A 20,860-nucleotide genomic window follows, 5' to 3' on the forward strand; every position below is an offset into this window, starting at 1 on the left:
CTACGCGACGTCGGGGCGGGTCATCAGCGGCGATCGCAGGTGCAGCGCCAGGTCGGGCTTGGTCAGCGGCTCGACGTTCCACGCCGCGGCGGCCGTGCCCTCGACGGCGTCGACCGTCAGGCGGAGCCGGTGCGGGGTGGTGATGACGTAGAGGTCGGCGACGAACGTGTCGCCCTGCCAAGCGCCGGCCGCGACGACCGGGCGGCCGAGCGGCGAGCTCTCCCGCCATTCGCCGTGGCCGGCATCGACGATCAACGACGACCCGAGCCGCAGGCGCCACCCACCCTCCACCGGCTCGACGACCACCTTCGTGCCGCTCGGCAAAGGCGCGGCCCCGGCGGCCCCGGCGGGCTCGGCGGGCTCGGCGGGCTCGGCGGGCTCGGCGGGCTCAATCGTCGCCTCGGCTCGGCGTCCGGGGGCGGCCGCACCCGGCACCGGGGCCAGCGACAGACGCCGCATCCGGGCGGCGAGGATCTCGTCGTCCCGGGCGCTCGGCTCCCCGTCGAGGGCGGGCAGCAGGCACTCCCCGATCGCGTCGAGCAGGGGCTGCTCGTCGAGCACCGCGCAGGTCATCGCGATCACCAGGTCGTGGTCCGGCACGACCAGGCAGTCCTGCCCGTAGGCGCCGTTGCCGAAGTAGCCGTGCCGCGACATCCAGAACTGGTATCCGTACCCGCAAAGCCAGTCGGCGCCACCCCCGCCGACCTCCGCCGGCAGCGTCTCGATGTGCCGCCGGGTCGCGAGCCGCACGTAGTCGCGCGGAACCAGCTGCCGGTCGCCCCACCGGCCCTCGCGCAGCAGCAGCTCGCCGAACGCGGCGACGGCCTCGGTCGTCAGGTGCAGCCCGTGGAACCCGAAGACGGCGCCGCTCGCCAGCCGGTCCCACTCGGCGTGCTCGACGCCCATCGGCCGGAACAGCCGCTCGTCGAGGAACTCCGGCAGCCCGCGGCCGGTCACCCGTTCCACCATCCGGGCCAGCAGGTACGTGGTCGCGTTGTCGTACGTGTGCCGGGTCCCCTCCGGGTAGGCGAACGGCACCCGCAGGAAGCCCCGGGTCAGGTCGCCCGGTTCCCGCCGCCAGGCCTCGGTGAGGCTGTCCTCCCGGTGCCCGCTGGTCATCGACAGCAGGTGGTGGACCGTGATGCGGCGGCCCTGCGCCGAGACGTCGGCCGGAACGTGTCCGGGCAGCACGTCCACCACCCGGTCCTCCAGCGACAGCAGCCCGTCGCCGATCGCAATCCCGGTGGCGATCGAGGTGAACGACTTGGTCAGCGAGTAGAGCAGGTGCGGGCGGCCGGCCGAGTACGGCGCCCACCAGCCCTCGGCCACGACCCGGCCACGGCGCACGACCATGAGCGAGTGGCACTCGAGGGACAGCTCCTCGATCCGGTCCAGCAGCGCGGCGACCGCCCGCGCCGGCACCCCCGCGGCGGAGGGTGCCGAACGCGGCAGCAGGGTGTGGCGAGACGGCACCCGGGCAAGCTAACAAACGACGGCTATCTGACAAATGACGGCTATGAGGGCAGGACCCAGTCGCGCACCTCCGGCATGTCCTCGAGATGCTCGATCACGTACTCCTCGTGGCGCGCCAGCTGCGACTCGCACCACGCCTTGAGGTCGGCGGCGCCGCGCGGGAGGCGACGGGCGTTGTTGATGGCGTCGATGACCAGGTGGTAGCGCGACGCCCGGTTGCGGACCGTCATGTCGAACGGCGTGGTGGTCGTGCCCTGCTCGACGAAGCCCCGCACCCGGAACCGGTCGGCGTCGGGACGGCCGTGCACCAGCTGGTGGATCGCGCCGGGGTAGCCGTGGAAGGCGAAGACGACGTCGACCGTGTCGGTGAACAGCTCGGTGAACAGGGTCCCGCTCATCCCGTGCGGGTGGTCCTTGGGGCGGATCAGCGTCATCAGGTCGACCACGTTGACCACCCGGGTGCGGAAGGCGGGCAGCCGGTCGCGCAGGATCTGGGCGGCCGCCACCGTCTCCATGGTGACGATGTCGCCGGCGCAGGCCAGCACGATGTCGGGGTCGGTGGTGCCGTCGTCGGTGCCGGCCCACCCCCAGACGCTCGCGCCGCGGGCGCAGTGCTCGATCGCCTCGTCCATCGTCAGGTACTGCAGCTGCGGCTGCTTGTCCTGCACGATCAGGTTCACGTACGACTTCGACCGGAAGCAGTGGTCGGCCACCGACAGCAGGCAGTTCGCGTCCGGCGGCAGGTAGATGCGGGCCACGTCGCCGCGCTGGTTGAGCACCACCTGGATGAGGCCGGGGCCCTGGTGCGAGAAGCCGTTGTGGTCGTTGCGCCAGGCGGTCGAGGTCAGCAGGATGTTCAGCGACGGCACCGGCGCCCGCCACGGCAGCCGTTTCGCCTCCTGCAGCCACTTGCCGTGCTGGACCGTCTGCGAGGCGCTGACCATGGCGAACGCCTCGTAGGTCGCGAACAGCCCGTGCCGCCCGGTCAGCGTGTAGCCCTCGAGCCAGCCGTGGCAGTTGTGCTCGGAGAGCACCTCCATGACCCGTCCCTCGGGACCGAGCTTCACGTCCTCGGGACGGACCGTCTCCATGAACGCGCGGTCGGACACCTCGAAGACGGCGCCGAGGCGGTTGCTGTTGGTCTCGTCCGGGCAGAACAGCCGGAACCGGTCGGGGCTGGACCGGTAGATGTCGCGCATCAGCTCACCCAGCTTGCGGGTCGACTCGGCCCGCTCGGTGCCCGGCGCCTTGACCTCGATCTGGTAGTCGCGGAAGTCGGGCAGCGCCAGCTCCTCGGTGACCAGGCCGCCGTTCGCGTGCGGGCTCGCGCTCATCCGCAGGTCGCCCTCGGGCGCCTGCTCGCGGATCAGCCCGATCGGCGCGCCGGCGTCGTCGAACAGCTCCTCCGGCCGGTACGACTTGAGCCAGCTCTCCAGCATCGCCAGGTGCCCGGGGTTGTCGCGCACCCCGGACAGCGGCACCTGATGCGAGCGCCAGGTGCCCTCGACCGGGACGCCGTCGACCTCGTGCGGCCCGGTCCAGCCCTTCGGCGACCGCAGAATGATCATCGGCCAGGGCTCGTCCGACCGGCCGTTCCTCTTGTCGGAGATGCGCTGGTAGGCCGACGCCAGCGCCGCCGCGAACCGGGTGTGCATGCCGGGCAGATCGTCCCCGGAGACTTCCAGCACCCAGTAGCCGTGGCCCTCCAGGAGGGAACGGACCAGCACCGGATCCTTGCGGCCCAGAACGGTCGGCCCGGAGATCTTCGCGTCGTTGAGGTGCAGGATCGGCAGCACCGCGCCGTCGCGGGCCGGGTTGAGGAACGAGACGCCCTTCCACGAGCCCTCGAGCGGGCCGGTCTCGGCCTCGCCGTCGCCGACCACGGCGATCGCGAGCAGGCCGGGGTTGTCCATCACCGCGCCGAACGCGTGGACCAGCACGTACCCCAGCTCGCCGCCCTCGTGGATCGAGCCGGGCGTGGTCACCGACACGTGGCTGGGAATGCCGCCGGGGCTTGAGAACTGGCGGAACAACCGGTTCATCCCCGCCTCGTCCTGAGTGACGTCGGGGTAGATCTCGGAGTAGGTGCCTTCCAGGTAGCCGGCGGCGACCAGGGCCGGGCCGCCGTGGCCGGGACCGGCCAGGTAGATCGCCTCCTGCCCGGTGTGCCGGATCAGCCGGGAGACGTGGGCGTAGATGAAGGAGAGCCCGGGGCTCGTGCCCCAGTGCCCGAGCAGCCGCGGCTTGATGTGCGCGGCCGCCAGCGGCTCGCGCAGCAGCGGGTTGGCCTGCAGGTAGATCTGGCCGATGGTCAGATAGTTCGCCGCCCGCCACCAGGCGTCGAGACGGTCGAGGTCGGCCTGGTCGGGCTCGGCCAGCGTGCGGGCGGCATCGAGGCTCACAACAGACTTCCTTCCGGCGGCGGGACGAGGGCGGGACCCCTAGAAGTTAATGCCGGGAGGTAGCCGGCATGTAAGGGTCTTTCGACCCTGTGGATAACTTGAACTCCCCTGCCCCGCTATCCGTGTCACTACCCGTGCAGCTCCACCTGAAAAGCCCGGCCGTCACCCGGTCGCTGACGACGCTGGCCGGCCTGGTCGTCTTCGCCGCCCTGATCTTCCCCAACGTGCTGTACCGGCTGACCCCGGCCGGGTTCGTGCGCATCCCGGTCGAGGGCGCCTTCCTGATCGCGCTGTTGCTGCTCCCGAGGCGGCCGCGCCGGATCGCCGGCGTCGTGCTCGGCGTGCTGCTCGGCTGGCTGGTCGTCGAGAAATGCCTGGACATGGGCTTCTTCTCGGAGCTCAACCGCCCGTTCGACCCGGTCCTGGACTGGGTGCTGTTCGACGACGCGTACAGCTTCGTCGTCGACTCGTACGGCAAGGCCGCCGCGATCGGCGCGGTCGCCGCGATCGTCCTGCTGGTCGGGGCGGTGATGGCCCTGACCACCTGGTCGGTGCTGCGGATCGGCGAGCTGGTGGCCGGCAATCCGAAGCCTGCCCTGTACGCCGCGGGCGGCACCGCCGTCGCGTGGGCGGCCACCTTCGCGCTCGGCGTCTCGTTCACCGGCGGCATTCCGATCGCCGCGCGCAGCACCGCCACGTACGCCTGGGATCGCGCCCACCAGGCGCAAGCGGGCCTGAAGGACGAGTCCGAGTTCGCCAAGGAGGTCAAGCAGGACGCGTTCGCCACCGTCCCCGCCGCCCAGATGCTCACCGCGCTCGAGGGCAAGGACGTGATCTTCACGTTCGTGGAGAGCTACGGCCGCAGCGCGATCGAGCACCCCACCCTGGCGCCGGTCGTCGACCCGGTCCTCGACCGCCTCGGCGGGCAGCTCGGCAGCGCCGGCTACCAGAGCCGGAGCGGCTGGCTGACCTCGCCGACCTTCGGCGGCGGCAGCTGGCTGGCCCACTCGACGTTCGAGTCCGGCCTCTGGATCAACAACCAGCAGCGCTACCGCAACCTGGTCTCCAGCAACCGCCTCACGCTGACCCGCGCCTTCCACAACAAGGACGTCCGCACGGTCAGCGTCATGCCGGGCGCGACCCGGGCCTGGCCGGAGGGCGCGTTCTACGGCTACGACCAGGTGTGGGACTCGCGGAACCTCGGCTACCAGGGCCCGAAGTTCAGCTGGGCGCCGATGCCCGACCAGTACACGCTCAAGCAGCTCAACACCGTCGAGTACAAGAAGACGCCGCGCAAGCCGCTGATGGTGGAGATGCCGCTGGTCTCCAGCCACACCCCGTGGGCGCCGATCCCGGCCTACCTCGACGACTGGGACCGGGTCGGCGACGGCTCGATCTACGCCTCGATGGTCGCCGACGGCAAGCAGCCCAAGGCGCTGTGGGCCGACCCCAGGCAGGTGCGCCCGGAGCATGGGAAATCCATCGTCTACTCGGTGACGTCCCTGGTGAACTGGGTGCTGAAGTACGGCGACGACAAGCTCGTCCTGGTCTTCCTCGGCGACCACCAGCCGTCGCCGATCGCGTCCGGCGCGGGCGCGAGCCACGACGTCCCGATCTCGATCGTGACGAAGGACAAAGCGGTGATCGAGCGCATCACCGACTGGCGGTGGGCCGACGGGTTGCGTCCCCGGGGAGACACGCCGCAGTGGCCGATGAACGCGTTCCGCGACCGGTTCTTCACGGCGTTCGGCACGAAGGCGGCGGCATCCTGAGGCTCTACCTGGACTGCGACACCGGCATCGACGACGCGCTCGCGATCGCCTACCTGCTGGCCTGCCCGCGGGTGACGCTCGCCGGCGTCGGGACGGCCGCCGGCAACACGTCCGCGGGTCAGGCCGGCCGCAATACGCTCGGCTTGCTGCACCTGGCCGGCCGGCCGGACATTCCGGTCTGCGTGGGCGGCGAGGAGACCGGCGGCGAGGAGACCGGCGGCGAGGAGACCGGCGGCGAGGAGACCGGCGGTGACGGGGAAAGCCGGGGTGGCGGCGCGGAACCGGTGCACGGCAGCAACGGCGTCGGCGGCGTGACGCTTCCCGCGGGCGGCCCGGCCGACCCCCGCGCACCGTGGCAGCTGCTGATCGACCTCGCCCGCGAGCACCCCGGCGAGCTGCACGTCCTGGTCACCGGCCCGGCCACCAACGTCGCCCGGGCGCTGCGCGAGTCGCCGGAGCTGCCGGGGCTGGTCGCGAGCGTGACCGTGATGGGCGGGGCGGTGCGGGCGCCGGGCAACATCACGCCCCGGGCCGAGGCGAACATCCGCAACGATCCGCGGGCGGCGGCCACGGTGCTCGCCGCGCCGTGGCCGGTCACGCTGGTGCCGCTCGACGTGACCATGCGGCACCGGTGGACCGAGGACGACCGGGCGGCGCTGCGGGCGGGCGGCACGCCGCTGCACGAGACGCTGGCCGCCATGCTCCCGGCCTACTTCGCGTCCTACGAGTCCCGCACGGGGATCCGCGAGATCCCGCTGCACGATCCGCTGGCGGCGGCGATCGCGGTCGGTGAGGTGACGCCGGCCGACGCGCCGGAGCTGCCGCTGCGCGTCGATGCCGAGGGCGGGGTGCGGGAAGACCAGACGGCGGCCTCCCGCGTACGCGTGGTGCTCGCCCTTGACTCCCCGGCCGGGCCGGTCATTCTCCGTCGGATTCTCGCCGACGCGGAATCAGTGGCCTGACCCCTCCCGCGGTGTGCTGATCGTTGGTAGCGTCGCGCCATGCCGACGGAATCCGGAGTTGATCGCTCCCGTCTCGCCTCGCTCGCCGCCCGCGAGAGGGCCCTGTTCGCCGACCGTCACCCGCGCTCGGCCGAGGCCTACGGCCGGGCCGGCCACCTCTTCGGCCGGGTGCCGATGACGTGGATGAACAAGACGGCCGGCGGCTTCCCGGTCTACGTCGCCACCGCCCGCGGCGCGCGGGTCACCGACATCGACGGCAACGAGTACGCCGACTTCTGCCTGGGCGACACCGGCGCGATGGCCGGGCACTCGCCGGCGCCGGTCGTCGAGGCGGTCACCAACCGGCTGGCCACGCTCGGCGGCGCGAGCACGATGCTGCCGACCGAGGACGCGGCCGTCGTCGGCGACGAGCTGGCCCGGCGCTTCGGGCTGCCCTACTGGAGTTTCGCGCTGACCGCGACCGACGCCAACCGGTGGGCGATCCGGCTGCTGCGCGCGGTCTCCGGCCGGCCGAAGATCCTGGTCAACAGCTACTGCTACCACGGTTCGGTGGACGAGTCGCTGATCGTGGTCGGCCCGGACGGGCGGGGCGCGAGCCGCGAGGGCAACGTCGGCGCGCCGACCGAGGTGACCCGCACCAGCCGGGTGGCCGAGTTCAACGACCTGGAGGGGCTCGAGCGGGAGCTGGCCCACGGCGACGTCGCGGCGGTGCTGATGGAGCCGGCGCTGACCAACATCGGCATCGTGCTGCCGCAGCCCGGGTACCTGGCCGGCGTCCGCGAGCTGACCCGGCGACACGGCACGTACCTGATCAACGACGAGACCCACACGTTCTCGGCCGGGCCGGGCGGCGCGACCGCGGCCTGGAACCTGGAGCCGGACGTGCTGACCATCGGCAAGGCGATCGGCGGCGGCATTCCGGTCGGCGCGTACGGGTTGTCGGCCGCCCTCGCCGACACGCTGCTCTCGCGCACCGACCTCGACCTGGTCGACATGGGCGGCGTCGGCGGCACCCTGGCCGGTAACCCGGTCTCGATGGCCGCCACCCGCGCCACCCTGACGTCGGTGCTCACCCCGTCCGCGTTCGACGGCATGATCGCCACCGCGACCGCCTTCGCCGACGGCATCAGCAAGATCATCGGCGGGCACGGCCTGCCGTGGTCGGTGAGCCGGCTCGGCGCCCGCGTCGAGTACCGCTTCGCCGACCCGGCCCCGCTGAACGGCACGCAGTCGGCCGCCACCGCCGACGCCGAGCTGGAGGACTTCCTGCACGTCTACCTGGCCAACCGCGGCATCATGCTGACCCCGTTCCACAACATGGCCCTGATGTCCCCGGCGACCACCCTGGCCGACGTCGAGCGCCACCACGAGGTGTTCGCCGCGGCGCTGGCGGAGCTGCTCTAGGGTCTGTCCCGTGGATCACGCGAGTGCGAGGCGCGGTCCAGGTGGTGGCTGGCGTCGGCCGCGAAGCGGCCGCATCCCGGTGTTGGATTCGGGCGTTTCGCGGACGCCGTCAGGCGCCGCCTGGGCCTCGCCGCAGCCCCGCGTGATCCACGGGACAGGCCCTAGCCGGGGCTCCAGGGTTCGAGGTAGCTCGCCTCGCGGAACCGGGAGATCAAGGACCAGGCGTATCGCTGCCCGGACGCGAACGAGTGCCGGCACTCGGCGAGCCGGTCGGCGTCGCGGGCGGCCTTGGCCATGGCGGCCCCGTCGACCCGGCCGGCCTGCGCGAGGCGGGCGAAGTACTCCCGTACGGTCGCGCAGAAGTAGAGATAGGCCGCCGCCTCGGCCGCCACTCCGTCGGAGGCCGCGGCCAGCAGGGTGTGCGCCGCCGCCCGGAAGTCGCCCGGGGTCTCGTCCGGGGCCAGCGCCTCGGCCGCGGCCGGCGGCCCGTCCCGCTGAGCGACCAGGCGCGCGGCCGCCAGCTTGCGCCGCACCTCGAGGGCGGTGAGCTGGTCCGCGATCGCGTCCAGGCGGTGGTCGCCCTCGGCCCGGGACAGGCCGACCAGGTCGCGCGCCACCCGGATCAGGTCCCGCGGCAGCCCGCCGCACATCACGTGGACGAGCGCCATGAACTGCTCGGGCAGCCCGATCACGCGCCGGCGCAGCAGACGCCGGGAGTCGGCGAACAGCAGCGGCCGGACGTCGATGACCGTGTCGAAGGTCGAGTCGAACGCGTCCCGCAGCGGCAGTCCCCGCCGCTCGAACGCGCTCATCGCGTCCTGCGAGACCGCGATCAGGAAGAAACAGCCGCGGACGGCGAGGATGCCCTTGATGTCGTTGAGGAACGCCCGCGCGTCGTCGGTCGAGTCGAACTTGTCCAGCTCGTCGATGCCGATGTGGACCCGGCGCCCGGCCGCCACCTGGCCGAGGAACTCGCGGAACCGGGCGACGATCTCCGGGTAGTTCATCGGCCGCTCGGTCATGGTCGTCGTCGAGGAGGCGCCGAGCTCGATTCCGGCCGGCAGCTTGACGGCGCGGTTCCACCCCTCGGCGACCGACTGCTGGTAGGCCAGCCCGACCAGCAGGGCCCGGGCCTGGGCGGCGAGCGGGTCACCGGGCGTGCGCGGATTTCCGGGGGCCCGCGACCGCAACAGCTCGGAGCCCATCACGACGGCGAAGACGGAGCCGAGGAGAAGCAGGACCCCGGCCGACAGCCCGGGGTCGACCTTCACGCCCGCCACGGACGCGATCACGAGGTACGCGCCGAGCGCCAGGCCGGCGATCCCGGCCACGAGCAGCATCGCCATCAGGCGGACCGAACGCCGCTCGGACCTGGTGCCGTCGAGCTCGTCGCGCAGGCCGAGCCGTTCGGCCGGGCCCAGCACCGCATAGCAGACCCTGGCGAACAGATGCAGCACGAACTCGCGTGCTTCGTAGCGCACCGGCGCCGGCAACAGCACCCGCACGGTGGTGTCGTGCTCCTCGTCGCGCGGGGCGAAGGCGGGGTCGCAGAAGTGTTCCAGCAGCGTGGTCTTCCCGACACCGCGGGAGCCCGAGACGCCGATGCTGCCGCCGGGCATCAGGCTCATCTGCCGCTCGACCTGGCCGGGCGCCGTCGACTCCACCACGTGCAGCGGGTTGCGGATCTCGGCCAGGCCCTCGACCCGCAGCACGTCGAGCACGGACCGGTAGCGCGGCAGCCGCGCGTTGACCTCGTCCCGCAGCAGCGGCTTGAGGCCTCGCTCGCGCAGCGCCTCGTGCCACGCCTTCTCGGCGCCGTCCCGCCGCGCGACAAGCTCTTGATGGCGGGCCCAACGCCGGCGCTGTCGTGGCAGCACAAGGATGCGGAGGCCGCCGAAGTGCTCGATCGCTCGCCGATCGGCGTCGGCCTCGGCCCGGAGCTCGGCGAACGTCCGCTCCTCGGGCGCGCACGCGGTCAGCGCCTCGCCGAAGCGCCGGATCGCCGCCTCGCGCAGTTCGGCGGCTCCGATCTCGGACTCCCCGGCGGCGCGCACGATCGCGGCGATCTCGGCGTCCCGCTCCAGCAGGTCGTCCAGCATCCCGGTCAAGAGCTCGGCGTGCTCGGTCATTCCTCGAGCTCCAGATCCGCCCGTACGCCGAGCAGCCGCACCGGGCGGTCCAGCTCGAACTTGCCCAGCACCGTGCGGGCCGTGCCGGCGACGACCTCCGGGTCGGTCGTCGGGCCCGCGCGCAGCTTCGCCTCGCGGGTGCGGGTGTAGAAGGACGACGAGCGGACCTTCACGCCGACCCGGATCACGCGGCGGCCCTCGGCCACCACCTCGGCGGTCAGCGCGCGGGCCAGGGCGGCGACCCGCTCCTCGATGGCGGCGCGGTCGGTCAGGTCGTGGTCGTAGGTGACCTCCTTGCTGCGCGAGCGGGCCACCCACGGCTCGGTCGCCAGCTCGGTGTCGCCGCCGCCACGGGCGATGTCGATCAGCCAGGCGGCGGCGCGCGGCGGGAAGCGGGCGGCCAGCGTGCCGGCGTCGGCGGCGGCCAGCTCCGCGACCGTCCGGAGGCCGAGCTCCTCGAGTTTGCGCACCGTCTTCGGGCCGACGCCCCACAGATCACCGACCGGGTGGCCGCCCATCACCGGCATCCACGACTCGTCGGTCAGGGTCGCGACGCCGGACGGGTCGCGCTTGGCGAACCGCGCGGCGATCTTGGCCTGGTTCTTGTTGCGCCCGATCCCGATCGCGCAGGTCAGCCCCGTCCGCTCGAGGAGGGCCGCGGTCAGCTCCCCGGCCAGCGCGGCCGGGTCGGCGATCTCCCCACCGAGGAAGGCCTCGTCGAGGCCCCAGACCTCCACGCGTACCGGGAAATCGCGCAGGGTGGCCATCACCCGGGCCGACGCCTCCCGGTAGGCCGGCATGTCGGTCGGCAGGAAGACCGCATCCGGGCATCGGCGGGCGGCCAGGCGCATCGGCATCCCGGAGTGCACGCCGAACGCGCGGGCCTCGCGGGAAGCCGTCGCCACCACGGTGCGCGGCCGGGCCGGGTCGCCCGAACCGCCGACGATCACCGGCCGGCCCCGCAGCTCGGGGCGGCGCAGCACCTCGACCGAGGCGAAGAACTGGTCGAGGTCGACGTGCAGCAGCCAGGTGCCGGTCACCGGTTCACGCTAACTCAGCGGTAGGCCTCGGCCTGGAGGGTGTAGAGGCCGGCGTAGACGCCGCCCAGCGCCATCAGCTCGTCGTGGCTGCCGACCTCGGCGATCCGGTTGCCCTGAATGACCACGATCAGGTCGGCCATCCCGTGCAGCCACACCGGGGGCCCGCCCCAGGCAGGCGAACCGGTCCACCACCCAGCCGGCCAGCCGGACCTCCTTGGCCGCCGGCGATTCCACGGCCATCCGGTACGCGTACTCGGCCCGCCGCTGCAGCGCGACCATCTCGTCGTTGCGCCAGTTCCGCCAGATCGTGCTCTCCCGCAGCAGCCGGTGGGTGGCCAGCCAGCAGGCGACCAGCACCGGCGCCGCCCACCACCGGTAGCCGAACAGGATCGCCGCCGACGCCAGCCCGCTGCACAGCTCGACCAGGCCGTTGGCCACGAACGGCATGCACACCGAGATCGGCGGCCCGCTGATGCCGAGATCGAAGTCGCGCGCCACGCCGGTGGCCACGACCAGGGCCGCCGGCAGCAACGCCCGCTGCATCCTGGATGGATGCCGCACTACATCCTGACCGGTGCGCCCGGCTCCGGGAAGACCGCGATCCTGCGCCGGCTGGAGCTGGACGGCCACCCGGTGGTGGAGGAGGCCGCCACCGACGTGATCGCCCTGCAGCACGCGCTCGACCATCCGGAGCCCTGGCGGGATCCCGGCTTCGCCGACCGGATCGTGCGCCTCCAGCGGCGGCGGCAGCTGGCCGCCGACGCCTGCCACCGAGGCGCCGTGTTCTTCGACCGCTCGCCCGTCTGCACCCTCGCGCTGAGCCGGCACCTGGGCCGCGAGCCGTCCCGGGCCGTGCGGGAGGAGGTCGATCGGGTGGTCGCCGGGCAGATCTACGACCGGTCGGTCCTCTTCGTCGATAACCTGGGCTTCGTCGAGCCGACCGCCGCCCGGCGCATCACCTTCGAGGACTCGCTGGCGTTCGAGGCCCTTCACGAGGCGACCTACCTCGAGCTCGGCTTCACCCTTGTCAGAATTCCGCCCGCACCCCTCCCGGCCCGGGTGGCGCTGGTCGAGCGGGCCGTCACGCAGCCGCGGCCGTGACCCATCGCGGCCGAGCCGGCCGGTCACACCGCCGCGGCCGTGACCCATCGCGGCCGAGCGGGTCGTCACGCCGCCGCGGGCGTGACCCAGAAGTCGTCGGGCAGCCGGGCGACCTCGGCGCCCGAGCGTTCCAGGTCGGCGGCCCATGGGAGCATGCGCTGGAAGACCGGCTCGCCGGTCGCGGCCAGCTCCCGGATCACCGCCACGTTGCGCTCGACGCGGCCGAGCACGGCGGCGCGGATCGCGCGCCGGTCGCCGCGATAGCCGTAGGCGTCGAGCAGCAGGTGGAAACGCCGGCGCGGGCCGGCCGGGTCGGTGAAGCCGGCCGGCCCGGCGATCGACGCGGTCAGCAGCGGCGCCCAGGTCAGCGCCGAGAACGCCAGGTCGCCCTCGGGCTCGGACGGGCCCGCCGTGTCCCAGTCGACGAAGCCGGCGAGGGTGTCGCCGGACCAGACGGCGTTCCACGGCGCCGCGTCCAGGTGGGCGATCACCAGGCCGGGCTGCCAGGGCCGGCCGGTGAACCAGACGGCGTCGGCGGGCGGCCGGTAGGACGCGGTCGTGTCGTGCAGCCGCCGCAGCCAGGCGCCCACCTGCCGGAGCGCGTCGTCGGAGCGCAGCCAGGGCGGCCACGCCGGGCCCGCGCTGCCGCCCAGCGTCTCGCCGGGCAGGAACGTCAGCCGCTCGCGGCCCTGCTCGTCGAAGCCGCGGGCCCGTGGCGCGCCGTCGAAGCCGGCGTCCGCCAGGTGCCGCAGCACCGTGTGGACGGTCGCCGTCCAGGGCTGGGCCGGCCGGCGGACCTCGCCACCGGCGAGCACGGCCCCGAAGCTGCGGCCGCCGGGCAGCCGTTCCTCGGTCATCGGGCCGTTCTACCGCGACCGGGCCGCCGGCCGCGAGCGAATTTCAGGGACGACCGGGCGGGTCGACCGTGCTCACGGCGACCGTCGTGCCGGACGGGACGGTCGTGCCGGGGGCGACCGCCTGCCGGGTCACCAGCGAGGAGTCGGGGGCGTCCTCCGGGACCAGCAGGGTGACGTTGTTGCGGCTCGCCGTGGCCCGGGCCTCGCCCAGCGTCTGGTTGCGCAGCTCGGGAACGGTCTGCTGGTTCTGCCGCTCGGCCTCCTCCAGCAGCTCCCGCACCCGGATGCTGGTCCACAGGTAGTCGAGGACGAAGCCGGCCAGCACGCCGACGACGAGCACCGAGACACCGGCCGCACCCGAGTAGGCGGCGCCGCCCAGCGGCTCCTGCAGCGCGTGCGCCAGCGACCGCAGGCCGGGCACGACCTTGCCCAGGTTGACCAGCCCGAGACCGATGACGATGGTGGTCAGCCAGTCGGAGACCTTGATCAGGTTGGAGTTGGTCAGGTAGAAGGTGGACGGGCCGGCGCTCTCGGCCACCCGGGCCCGCGGCAGCCCGAACAGGAAGCCCAGCACCGCGCCGACGGCGGCGGCCGCCACGAACAGCACGAACGCGGTGACGCCGGCGCCGCCGCTGCCGGTGGTGACGGTCAGGCAGATCGACACCGTGATCATGCCGAGCAGCATGACCACGGCGATCGCCAGGACCCCGCGCTGGATCTTGTCACCGGCCTTGCGGGGACCGCGGCGCGAGGAGGAGAACCAGTCTCGGATGCCCATGCGGCGCAAGGGTAGAGCTAGCTCGTCCGGCGGTCCAGCAGGACCGGCCGCAGGGCGTCGAGCACGGCCGGATCGTCGATCGTGGACGGTGGCTGCTCGTCCCGGCCGTCGGCGATGCCCCGCATGGTGCGCCGCAGGATCTTGCCGGAGCGGGTCTTGGGCAGGGCCGCGACCACGTCGACGCGGCGCAGCGACGCGACCGGGCCGATCTGGGCGCGGACCATCGCGACCAGCTCCTCCTCGAGCCCGATCGGGTCGGCGTCCACACCGGACTTGAGCACCACGAAGCCGCGCGGCAGCTGACCCTTGAGCGGGTCGGCCACGCCGATCACGGCGCACTCGGCGACCGCGGGATGCCCGGCCAGCACCTCCTCCATGGCGCCGGTGGACAGGCGGTGGCCGGCCACGTTGATGACGTCGTCGGTGCGGCCCATCACGTACAGGTAGCCGTCCTCGTCGAACCGCCCGCCGTCCCCGGTCAGGTAGTTGCCGGGGAACGCCGACAGGTACGACCGTACGAACCGCTCGTCGTCGCCCCAGAGCGTGGGCAGGCAGCCCGGCGGCAACGGCAGCCCGAGGACGATCGACCCGTCCGACCCGGCCGGCATGTCCTCGCCCGCGGGCGACACCACCCGGACGCGGTAGCCGGGAACCGGGACCGACGGCGTGCCGGGGCGGGTGGGCAGCGTCTCGATGCCGCGGGGACTGGCCACGATCGGCCAGCCGGTCTCGGTCTGCCACCAGTTGTCGATCACCGGGACGCCGAGGAGCTCGCCCGCCCACGCGTACGTCTGCGGATCGAGCCGCTCCCCGGCCAGGAAGAGCGTGCGCAGCGAGCTCAGGTCGCGCCCGCGCATCAGCAGACCGGCCGGATCCTCCTTCTTCACCGCCCGGATGGCGGTGGGCGCCGTGAACATGGTGGTGACCCGATGGTCGGCGACGACCCGCCAGAACGCGCCCGCGTCCGGGGTGCCGACCGGCTTTCCCTCGTAGAGCACCGTCGTCGCGCCGGTGAGCAGCGGCGCGTACACGATGTAGGAATGGCCCACCACCCAGCCGACGTCGGACGCCGCCCAGAAGACCTCCCCCGGCGCCGTGTCGAAGATCGCCTCCATCGACCAGCGCAGGGCGACCGCGTGCCCGCCGTTGTCGCGCACCACGCCCTTCGGCTTCCCGGTGGTTCCCGACGTGTAGAGGATGTAGAGCGGATCGGTCGCCGCCACCGGCACGCACTCGGCCGGTGACGCACCCTCGATCGCGTCGGTCCAGCTCAGGTCGCGGCCGGCGCGCAGCTCGCCGGGGTGCTGCGGGCGCTGGAGCACCACGCAGTGACGCGGCCGGTGCGACGCCGCCGCCAGCGCCGCGTCCAGCATCGGCAGGTAGGGCACGACCCGGCCGGCCTCGACCCCGCACGACGCGGCCACCACGACCACCGGTTGCGCGTCGTCGATCCGGGCCGCCAGCTCCCTGGCGCCGAACCCGCCGAACACCACCGAGTGGACGGCGCCGAGACGGGCGCAGGCCAGCATCGCCACCACCGTCTCCGGCACCATCGCCATGTAGATCACCACACGGTCGCCCTGGCCGACGCCCAGCCGCCGCAGCGCCCCCGCGAAAACGGCGACTTCGTCGCGCAGATCCCGATAGGAGTACGTCCGGAGCCCGCCGGTGACCGGGCTGTCGTGCACCAGCGCCGGCTGTTCCCCGAGCCCCTCCTCCACGTGCCGGTCGAGCGCGTTGAAGCAGGTGTTCAGCTCCGCGCCCGGGAACCAGCGGTAGAACGGCGGATTGTCGTCGTCGAGGATCCGGCCGGGCGGCGTCACCCAGTCGATCAAGGTGGCCGCGTCCCGCCAGAAGCCCTCGGGATCGGCGAGGCTCCGCTCGTACTGCCGCTGGTATTCGCCCATGGTTGCCAGTCAGCACCCTTTACCCGGCCGCGTCCAGTCGGCTTGCGCCGAACGGCGGGGCGTTTGCGCCGAACCGGATCCTGATGTTCGCTACGCTCCGTACGCTGCCGGTATGGGTCTGTTCGGGAATCGCGCCGCCGTCACGCCCGAGGCGCGGGCGCGCACCCCTCGGGACATCGAGGCGCTGGAGCAGTTCGTCGCCAACCTCGAGGGCGCCACCGACGAGGCGAGCACCTGGCGCATCCTGGTGTCCACCTACGTCGAGTTCTACGACATGGAGTACGGCGCCATCTGGTGCATCGAGGCCGGCCAGCCGCGTCTGGAGTTCGAGGTCGGACGTATCCAGGCCGCGCTCGCCGGCACGGCGGGCCAGGCCGGCCTGGTCGACCAGGCCATCCGGGCGCGGCAGGTGGCCTACGCCGCCGACGACCAGCGTGACGCCGACGCCCGCGCGGCCGCCGCGTTCCGGGCCGGGGCGCGGGCCGCGTTCGCCCTGCCGGTCATCGCGCACGGGCGGGTGACGGCGGTGCTGGAGATGTACGGCCGCACCGGGGTCGCCGTGGACAGCGCCCTGATCGGCAAGTGGGGCGCGATCATGCGGGTGGCCGAGCAGGCCCGGCAGGGTGCCCTCGGCGCGTTCGTGACGCGGCTGCTCGCCGACGACCGGCTGGCGGTGACCAACGTGGTCAGCGCGCTCGGGCACACCAGCGACTCGTCGGTGGCGATCCGATCGGCGCTCGACGCCGTCCGCACCGCCTTCGGCTGGGCCTACGGCTCCTACTGGCAGATCGACGACGAGGAGAACGTCCTCAAGTTCCAGGTCGAGTCGGGCTCGGCCGGCGACGAGTTCCGCAAGGTGACGCTGGCCGCCACCTTCGCCGAGGGGGTCGGGCTCTCCGGGCGCGCCTGGCGGCAGCGCGACCTGGTCTTCGTGCGCAACATCGGCGACCTGACCGACTGCGTACGGGCGCCGGCCGCGACCCGCGCCGGGGTGCGCTCGGGCGTCTGCTTCCCGATCATCAGCGGCGACCGGATCGTCGGCACCATGGACTTCTTCACGACCGACTTCATCGAGCTCAGCGAGTCACGGGCGTCCGCGCTGCGCAACGTGCAGCAGCTGGTCTCGCAGCGGCTGGACATCGTGCGCAACGCCGAGACCTCGGCCCAGAACGCGCGGGCCCTGCTCGACACCGTCGACCGGCTGCGCTCGGCCACCGGCGACGCCTCCCGGGTCGCCGACGAGGCGGTCGCCCGCGCGTCGGACATGACCGGGGACGTGAGCGCGCTCGGCGAGGCGTCCAACTCGATCGGCGACGTCATCAAGGTGATCACGTCGATCGCCGACCAGACCAACCTGCTCGCGCTCAACGCGACGATCGAGGCGGCCCGGGCCGGCGAGATCGGCAAGGGCTTCGCGGTCGTCGCCGGCGAGGTCAAGGAGCTGGCCCGGGAGACCGCCGAGGCGACCAAGCGGGTCAGCGAGCAGATCGCCGCGCTCCAGGCGAGCGCCGAGTCGGTGGCGGCCGGGATCCGGACCACCAGCGAGACCATCGGGCAGATGGACGCCGTACAGGCCCGGATCGGCGAGGTGCTCGAGGAGCAGGCCACGATGGCCCACGCCTTCGAGCGCTAGCCGGGCGTGGAGAAGGCCGCCGCGGTCGCGGCGGCCTTCTCCGGAAAACCTCAGTACCGGAAGCGGGAGACCAGCGTCTGCAGCTGGCCCGCGGTGATCGCCAGCTCGTCCGCCGCCTGGCGGGTCTCGCCGACCGCCCCCGACGTGCGCCGGGTCGCGTCCGAGACGGTGCCGATCGTCTGGGCGATGTTGCCGGCGCCGGCCGCCGCCTCCGACAGCGTCCGGTTCATCTCCTGGGTGGTAGCGGTCTGCTCCTCCACCGCCGAGGCGATGGCCAGCTGGATGCCGTTGATCCGCTCGATGATCGCCGAGATCTCGCCGATCGCGCTGACCGCGCCGTCGGTGTCGGCCTGGATCGCCGTGACCCGCCGGGAGATGTCCTCGGTGGCCTTGGCCGTCTCCTGGGCCAGGTCCTTGACCTCGCCGGCGACGACCGCGAAGCCCTTGCCCGACTCGCCGGCCCGGGCCGCCTCGATGGTGGCGTTCAGCGCCAGCAGGTTGGTCTGCTCGGCGATCGCGGTGATCGTCTTGACCACCGAGGCGATCTCGCTGGACGACTCGCCGAGCCGGGCCACGATCGCGTTGGTCTGCGACGCCACCTCGACCGCCTGCACCGCGACCTCGGACGCCTCGGTCGTCGAGACGCTGATGTCCCGGATCGCCGAGCCCATCTCCTCCGAGCCGGCGCTGACCACCTGCAGGTTGTTGGAGACCACGTCGGCGGCCGCGGCGACCGAGCCGGCCTGGGCCGAGGCCTCGGAGGCGGCCGCGTCGACCTCGCCCGAGACGGCGGTGAGCTGGCCGGCGGCCGAGTTCAGCGTGCTGGCGTTGCCGGCCAGCTGCACCAGGTCCTCCCGCAACCGGGTGATGCCCTTGTCCAGGGCCGCCGCCATCCGGCCGACCTCGTCCTCGATGTCGATCCCCGAGGTGCGGGTCAGGTCGCCCTCGGCCAGGCCCTCGGCCAGGTGCGAGACGTTGCGGACGGCGCCGCGCACCCGGCCCGCCACCCGGAAGCCGATCAGCAGGCTGAGCAGGACGCCCAGCGCCAGCAGCCCGGTCACGACCCAGGTCGCGTTGCGGGTGTTGTGCTCGGCGGCGGAGATGCTCGCGTTCGACAGCGCCTCCGCCCGCTCCTGGAGCACGCTCTCGTCGGCCACGACGGCGCCGTAGACCTGGTTGTACTGCTGAACGAGCTTGTCGAAGTCCGCCTTGCTGGTCACCTTGGAGTGATCTGTGTTGTTGAAGTCCAGGTAGGCCTGCCAGTCGGTCTTCGCCTTGGCGACCGCCGCGGCGCCGGCCGGGTCACCGGCCAGATCCCGCTCGAGGCTGGCCAGCGAGTCGTCGATCGCCGCCTGGGACGCCTGCAGCCCCTGCTTGATCTGGTCGGCGATGCTCGGGTAGAGCTGCAGGGCCGAGACGCTGCCGCCGTACGCCTCGACGTTCTTCGCGAACGACCCGGCCGCCGACTCGAGCGCGATCGTCTTGCGCTGGGCCGCCGCCGCGTCGGCGTTCTGCCCGCGCAGCGTCACGATCGCGACGCCGCCCACGATGAGGCCGCTGACCGTGGCGGTCAGCACCGCCGTGCCTATCTTCGTCCGGAGCGACCGGTTGTCGAACGCTTTCGCCAGTCCCATGCCCGCGCCTCTCTGTCGCATCTCGCACAGGAAAGATCGGCACGCTCGGCCCCGGGGATGAGCTACTTCCCGATACTGACCGTTCCGCGGACTTCCTCCGGTTCCGCGGCATAACTTGTGCTCGTGAACGCCGGAGTCAACCTGAAGATCACCGCCGCGGTCTGCGTCGCGGTCGCCGTCGCGGTCGTCGTCGGTGTCGCGGGCATCGTCTCGCTCGGCACGGCCAGCGCCTCGGCCCAGAGCCTCTACGCGAACAACGTGCCGAGCGTGCTGGCGATCGGCCGGGTCGACGCCGCGCTCGCCCAGGGACAGCTCGACCTCGCCAACGCGGCCATCTCGGTCGACGCGGCGACCGGCGAGGCGTACCGGAACGCCTTCGAGCAGGACCAGAAGGAGTTCGCCACCGCCCTCGCCGACTACCGGGCGAACGGACCGGCCGGCGACCCGGCGCTCGTGGCCGCCCTGGAGACCAAGTGGAACGCGCTGGTCCAGGCGGCGAACGACAAGCTGCTGGCGCTCGGCCGGAACGACGACCTGCGGGACTACCAGTCCGTACGCGACACGCAGGTCACCGGCATCATGCAATCCGCCGGGGACGTGGTCGACAAGCTGCGCGCCGCCGAGTCGGCCGACGCCGCCGGGGACGCGGCCGCGGCCCGTACCGGCGCCCGGGACAGCCGGATCCGCGCGATCGTGCTGGTCGTCGTGGGGGCCCTGATCGCCCTCGCGCTGGGCATCGTGGTGGCCCGCTCGATCGTCGGTTCGCTGGCCCGGGTGAAGACCGTGTGCGACGGGCTGGCCGAGGGCGACCTCACGCGTACGTCCGGATTGACGTCGGGCGACGAGCCCGGTCAGATGGGCCGCGCGCTGGACGTGGCGATGGAACGCCTGCGCACGACGGTCGCCACCATCGACGGCTCGGCCGGCCGGCTCAACGACGCGACCCAGCAGATGGCCGGTACGGTGGCCCAGATCGCCGCCTCGGCCGAGTCCACCGCGGCACAGGCACAGACCGCCTCGGCCGCGGCCGAACACATCTCCCGCAGCGTCGACTCGGTGTCGGCCGGCAGCCAGCAGATGGGCGCGTCGATCCGGGAGATCTCGCAGAACGCCTCGGAGGCGGCCCAGGTGGCGGGCGAGGCGGTCGGCCTGGCCGCCCAGACGTCGACGACGATGAGCAAGCTCGGCGCGTCGTCGGCCGAGATCGGCAACGTCATCATGACGATCACGTCGATCGCCGAGCAGACCAACCTGCTGGCCCTGAACGCGACGATCGAGGCGGCCCGGGCGGGCGAGGCGGGCAAGGGCTTCGCGGTGGTGGCGTCGGAGGTCAAGGACCTGGCCCAGGAGACGGCCCGGGCCACCGAGGACATCTCCCGCCGGGTAGCCGCCATCCAGGCCGACACCGAGGGCGCACTCGTGGCGATCGAGGAGATCACCCGGGTGATCGCCCGGATCAGCGACTTCCAGACGACGATCGCGTCCGCGGTGGAGGAACAGACGGCGACCACGTCCGAGATGAGCCGCAGCGTGGACGAGGCCGCGACCGGAACCAACGACATCGCCCAGAACATCACCGGCGTCGCCGAGTCGGCCCGGGTCACCAGCCGGAGTGCCGTGGAGACCGAGCAGGCCACGGTGGGCCTGGCCCGGTTGTCTACCGAGCTCAGCGAGCTGGTTTCCGGTTTCCGGTACTGAGAGCTTTCGCGCCGCCGCGGCCTTTTCGCGCCGCCCCTGCGTTCGGCGGTCGCGCCGTCCCGTGGCACTG

General features: G+C 72.8%; 16 protein-coding genes. 7 read left to right on the top strand and 9 right to left on the bottom strand.

Going from position 1 to position 20,860, the window contains the following annotated elements; all coding sequences use genetic code 11:
- Positions 1–1,473 (bottom strand): serine hydrolase domain-containing protein, encoded by a 1,473-nt coding sequence (locus ACQP2F_RS24545; RefSeq protein ID WP_433291071.1) that lies wholly within the window; start codon positions 1,471–1,473, stop codon positions 1–3.
- Between the two features lie 41 nt (positions 1,474–1,514).
- Positions 1,515–3,875 (bottom strand): phosphoketolase family protein, encoded by a 2,361-nt coding sequence (locus tag ACQP2F_RS24550; RefSeq protein ID WP_433291073.1) that lies wholly within the window; start codon positions 3,873–3,875, stop codon positions 1,515–1,517.
- Positions 3,876–4,009: 134 nt separating this feature from the next.
- Here ACQP2F_RS24550 and ACQP2F_RS24555 point away from each other — a divergent pair, with 134 nt between their 5' ends.
- From ACQP2F_RS24555 to ACQP2F_RS24565, 3 genes are read left to right on the top strand one after another with little or no spacing between them, the layout of a single operon-like run.
- Positions 4,010–5,647: a sulfatase gene (locus ACQP2F_RS24555; protein WP_433291075.1), complete on the top strand. Its 1,638-nt coding sequence runs from the start codon at positions 4,010–4,012 to the stop codon at positions 5,645–5,647.
- Positions 5,581–6,609 carry a nucleoside hydrolase gene (locus ACQP2F_RS24560; RefSeq protein WP_433291077.1) on the top strand — a complete coding sequence of 343 codons (1,029 nt, stop codon included), beginning with the start codon at positions 5,581–5,583 and terminating at the stop codon, positions 6,607–6,609. The genes ACQP2F_RS24555 and ACQP2F_RS24560 overlap by 67 nt, the downstream gene beginning before the upstream one ends.
- Before the next feature lie 39 nt (positions 6,610–6,648).
- Positions 6,649–8,013, top strand: a complete 1,365-nt coding sequence (locus ACQP2F_RS24565) for a transaminase (protein ID WP_433291079.1) — start codon at positions 6,649–6,651, stop codon at positions 8,011–8,013.
- 161 nt (positions 8,014–8,174) lie between these two features.
- On the opposite strand, the gene ACQP2F_RS24570 is transcribed toward ACQP2F_RS24565, so the two are convergent.
- Genes ACQP2F_RS24570 through ACQP2F_RS24580 form a run of 3 tightly spaced genes read right to left on the bottom strand, consistent with a single transcriptional unit; the run spans position 8,175 to position 11,322 of the window.
- The gene (locus tag ACQP2F_RS24570; RefSeq protein ID WP_433291081.1) at positions 8,175–10,142 is read right to left on the bottom strand and encodes a hypothetical protein; all 1,968 of its coding nucleotides are present in this window, start codon (positions 10,140–10,142) and stop codon (positions 8,175–8,177) included.
- A complete protein-coding gene (locus ACQP2F_RS24575) occupies positions 10,139–11,182 on the bottom strand; it encodes a DNA polymerase IV (protein WP_433291083.1) in 1,044 nt (347 codons plus the stop codon). Before ACQP2F_RS24575 ends, ACQP2F_RS24570 begins: the two co-directional genes overlap by 4 nt.
- A gap of 14 nt (positions 11,183–11,196) precedes the next feature.
- Positions 11,197–11,322, bottom strand: a complete 126-nt coding sequence (locus ACQP2F_RS24580; RefSeq protein ID WP_433291085.1) for a hypothetical protein — start codon at positions 11,320–11,322, stop codon at positions 11,197–11,199.
- Positions 11,323–11,396: 74 nt separating this feature from the next.
- Between ACQP2F_RS24580 and ACQP2F_RS24585 the strand changes: the two genes are divergently transcribed.
- Both ACQP2F_RS24585 and ACQP2F_RS24590 read left to right on the top strand, forming a co-directional pair.
- Complete coding sequence (locus ACQP2F_RS24585; protein WP_433291087.1) at positions 11,397–11,561, top strand: hypothetical protein; 165 nt, start codon at positions 11,397–11,399, stop codon at positions 11,559–11,561.
- A gap of 173 nt (positions 11,562–11,734) precedes the next feature.
- Complete coding sequence (locus ACQP2F_RS24590; protein ID WP_433291089.1) at positions 11,735–12,283, top strand: AAA family ATPase; 549 nt, start codon at positions 11,735–11,737, stop codon at positions 12,281–12,283.
- Between the two features lie 65 nt (positions 12,284–12,348).
- Here the strand turns inward: ACQP2F_RS24590 and ACQP2F_RS24595 are convergent, their stop codons facing one another.
- Genes ACQP2F_RS24595 through ACQP2F_RS24605 form a run of 3 tightly spaced genes read right to left on the bottom strand, consistent with a single transcriptional unit; the run spans position 12,349 to position 15,825 of the window.
- Positions 12,349–13,140: a phosphotransferase gene (locus ACQP2F_RS24595; protein ID WP_433291091.1), complete on the bottom strand. Its 792-nt coding sequence runs from the start codon at positions 13,138–13,140 to the stop codon at positions 12,349–12,351.
- Positions 13,141–13,183: 43 nt separating this feature from the next.
- Entirely contained in the window at positions 13,184–13,918 is a 735-nt protein-coding gene (locus ACQP2F_RS24600; RefSeq protein ID WP_433291093.1) for a PASTA domain-containing protein, read from the bottom strand.
- A 17-nt stretch (positions 13,919–13,935) separates the two neighbouring features.
- Complete coding sequence (locus ACQP2F_RS24605) at positions 13,936–15,825, bottom strand: propionyl-CoA synthetase (RefSeq protein ID WP_433291095.1); 1,890 nt, start codon at positions 15,823–15,825, stop codon at positions 13,936–13,938.
- 112 nt (positions 15,826–15,937) lie between these two features.
- Here ACQP2F_RS24605 and ACQP2F_RS24610 point away from each other — a divergent pair, with 112 nt between their 5' ends.
- Entirely contained in the window at positions 15,938–17,458 is a 1,521-nt protein-coding gene (locus ACQP2F_RS24610) for a methyl-accepting chemotaxis protein (protein WP_433291097.1), read from the top strand.
- A 50-nt stretch (positions 17,459–17,508) separates the two neighbouring features.
- Here ACQP2F_RS24610 and ACQP2F_RS24615 read toward each other — a convergent pair whose 3' ends face one another.
- Positions 17,509–19,092 (bottom strand): methyl-accepting chemotaxis protein, encoded by a 1,584-nt coding sequence (locus ACQP2F_RS24615; protein WP_433291099.1) that lies wholly within the window; start codon positions 19,090–19,092, stop codon positions 17,509–17,511.
- Positions 19,093–19,215: 123 nt separating this feature from the next.
- On the opposite strand from ACQP2F_RS24615, the gene ACQP2F_RS24620 reads away from it, so the two are divergent.
- A complete protein-coding gene (locus ACQP2F_RS24620) occupies positions 19,216–20,790 on the top strand; it encodes a methyl-accepting chemotaxis protein (protein ID WP_433291101.1) in 1,575 nt (524 codons plus the stop codon).
- Positions 20,791–20,860: the final 70 nt, after the last annotated feature.

It is taken from the genome of Actinoplanes sp. CA-030573 (assembly GCF_050951115.1).
In the GTDB taxonomy this organism is placed as follows: domain Bacteria; phylum Actinomycetota; class Actinomycetes; order Mycobacteriales; family Micromonosporaceae; genus Actinoplanes.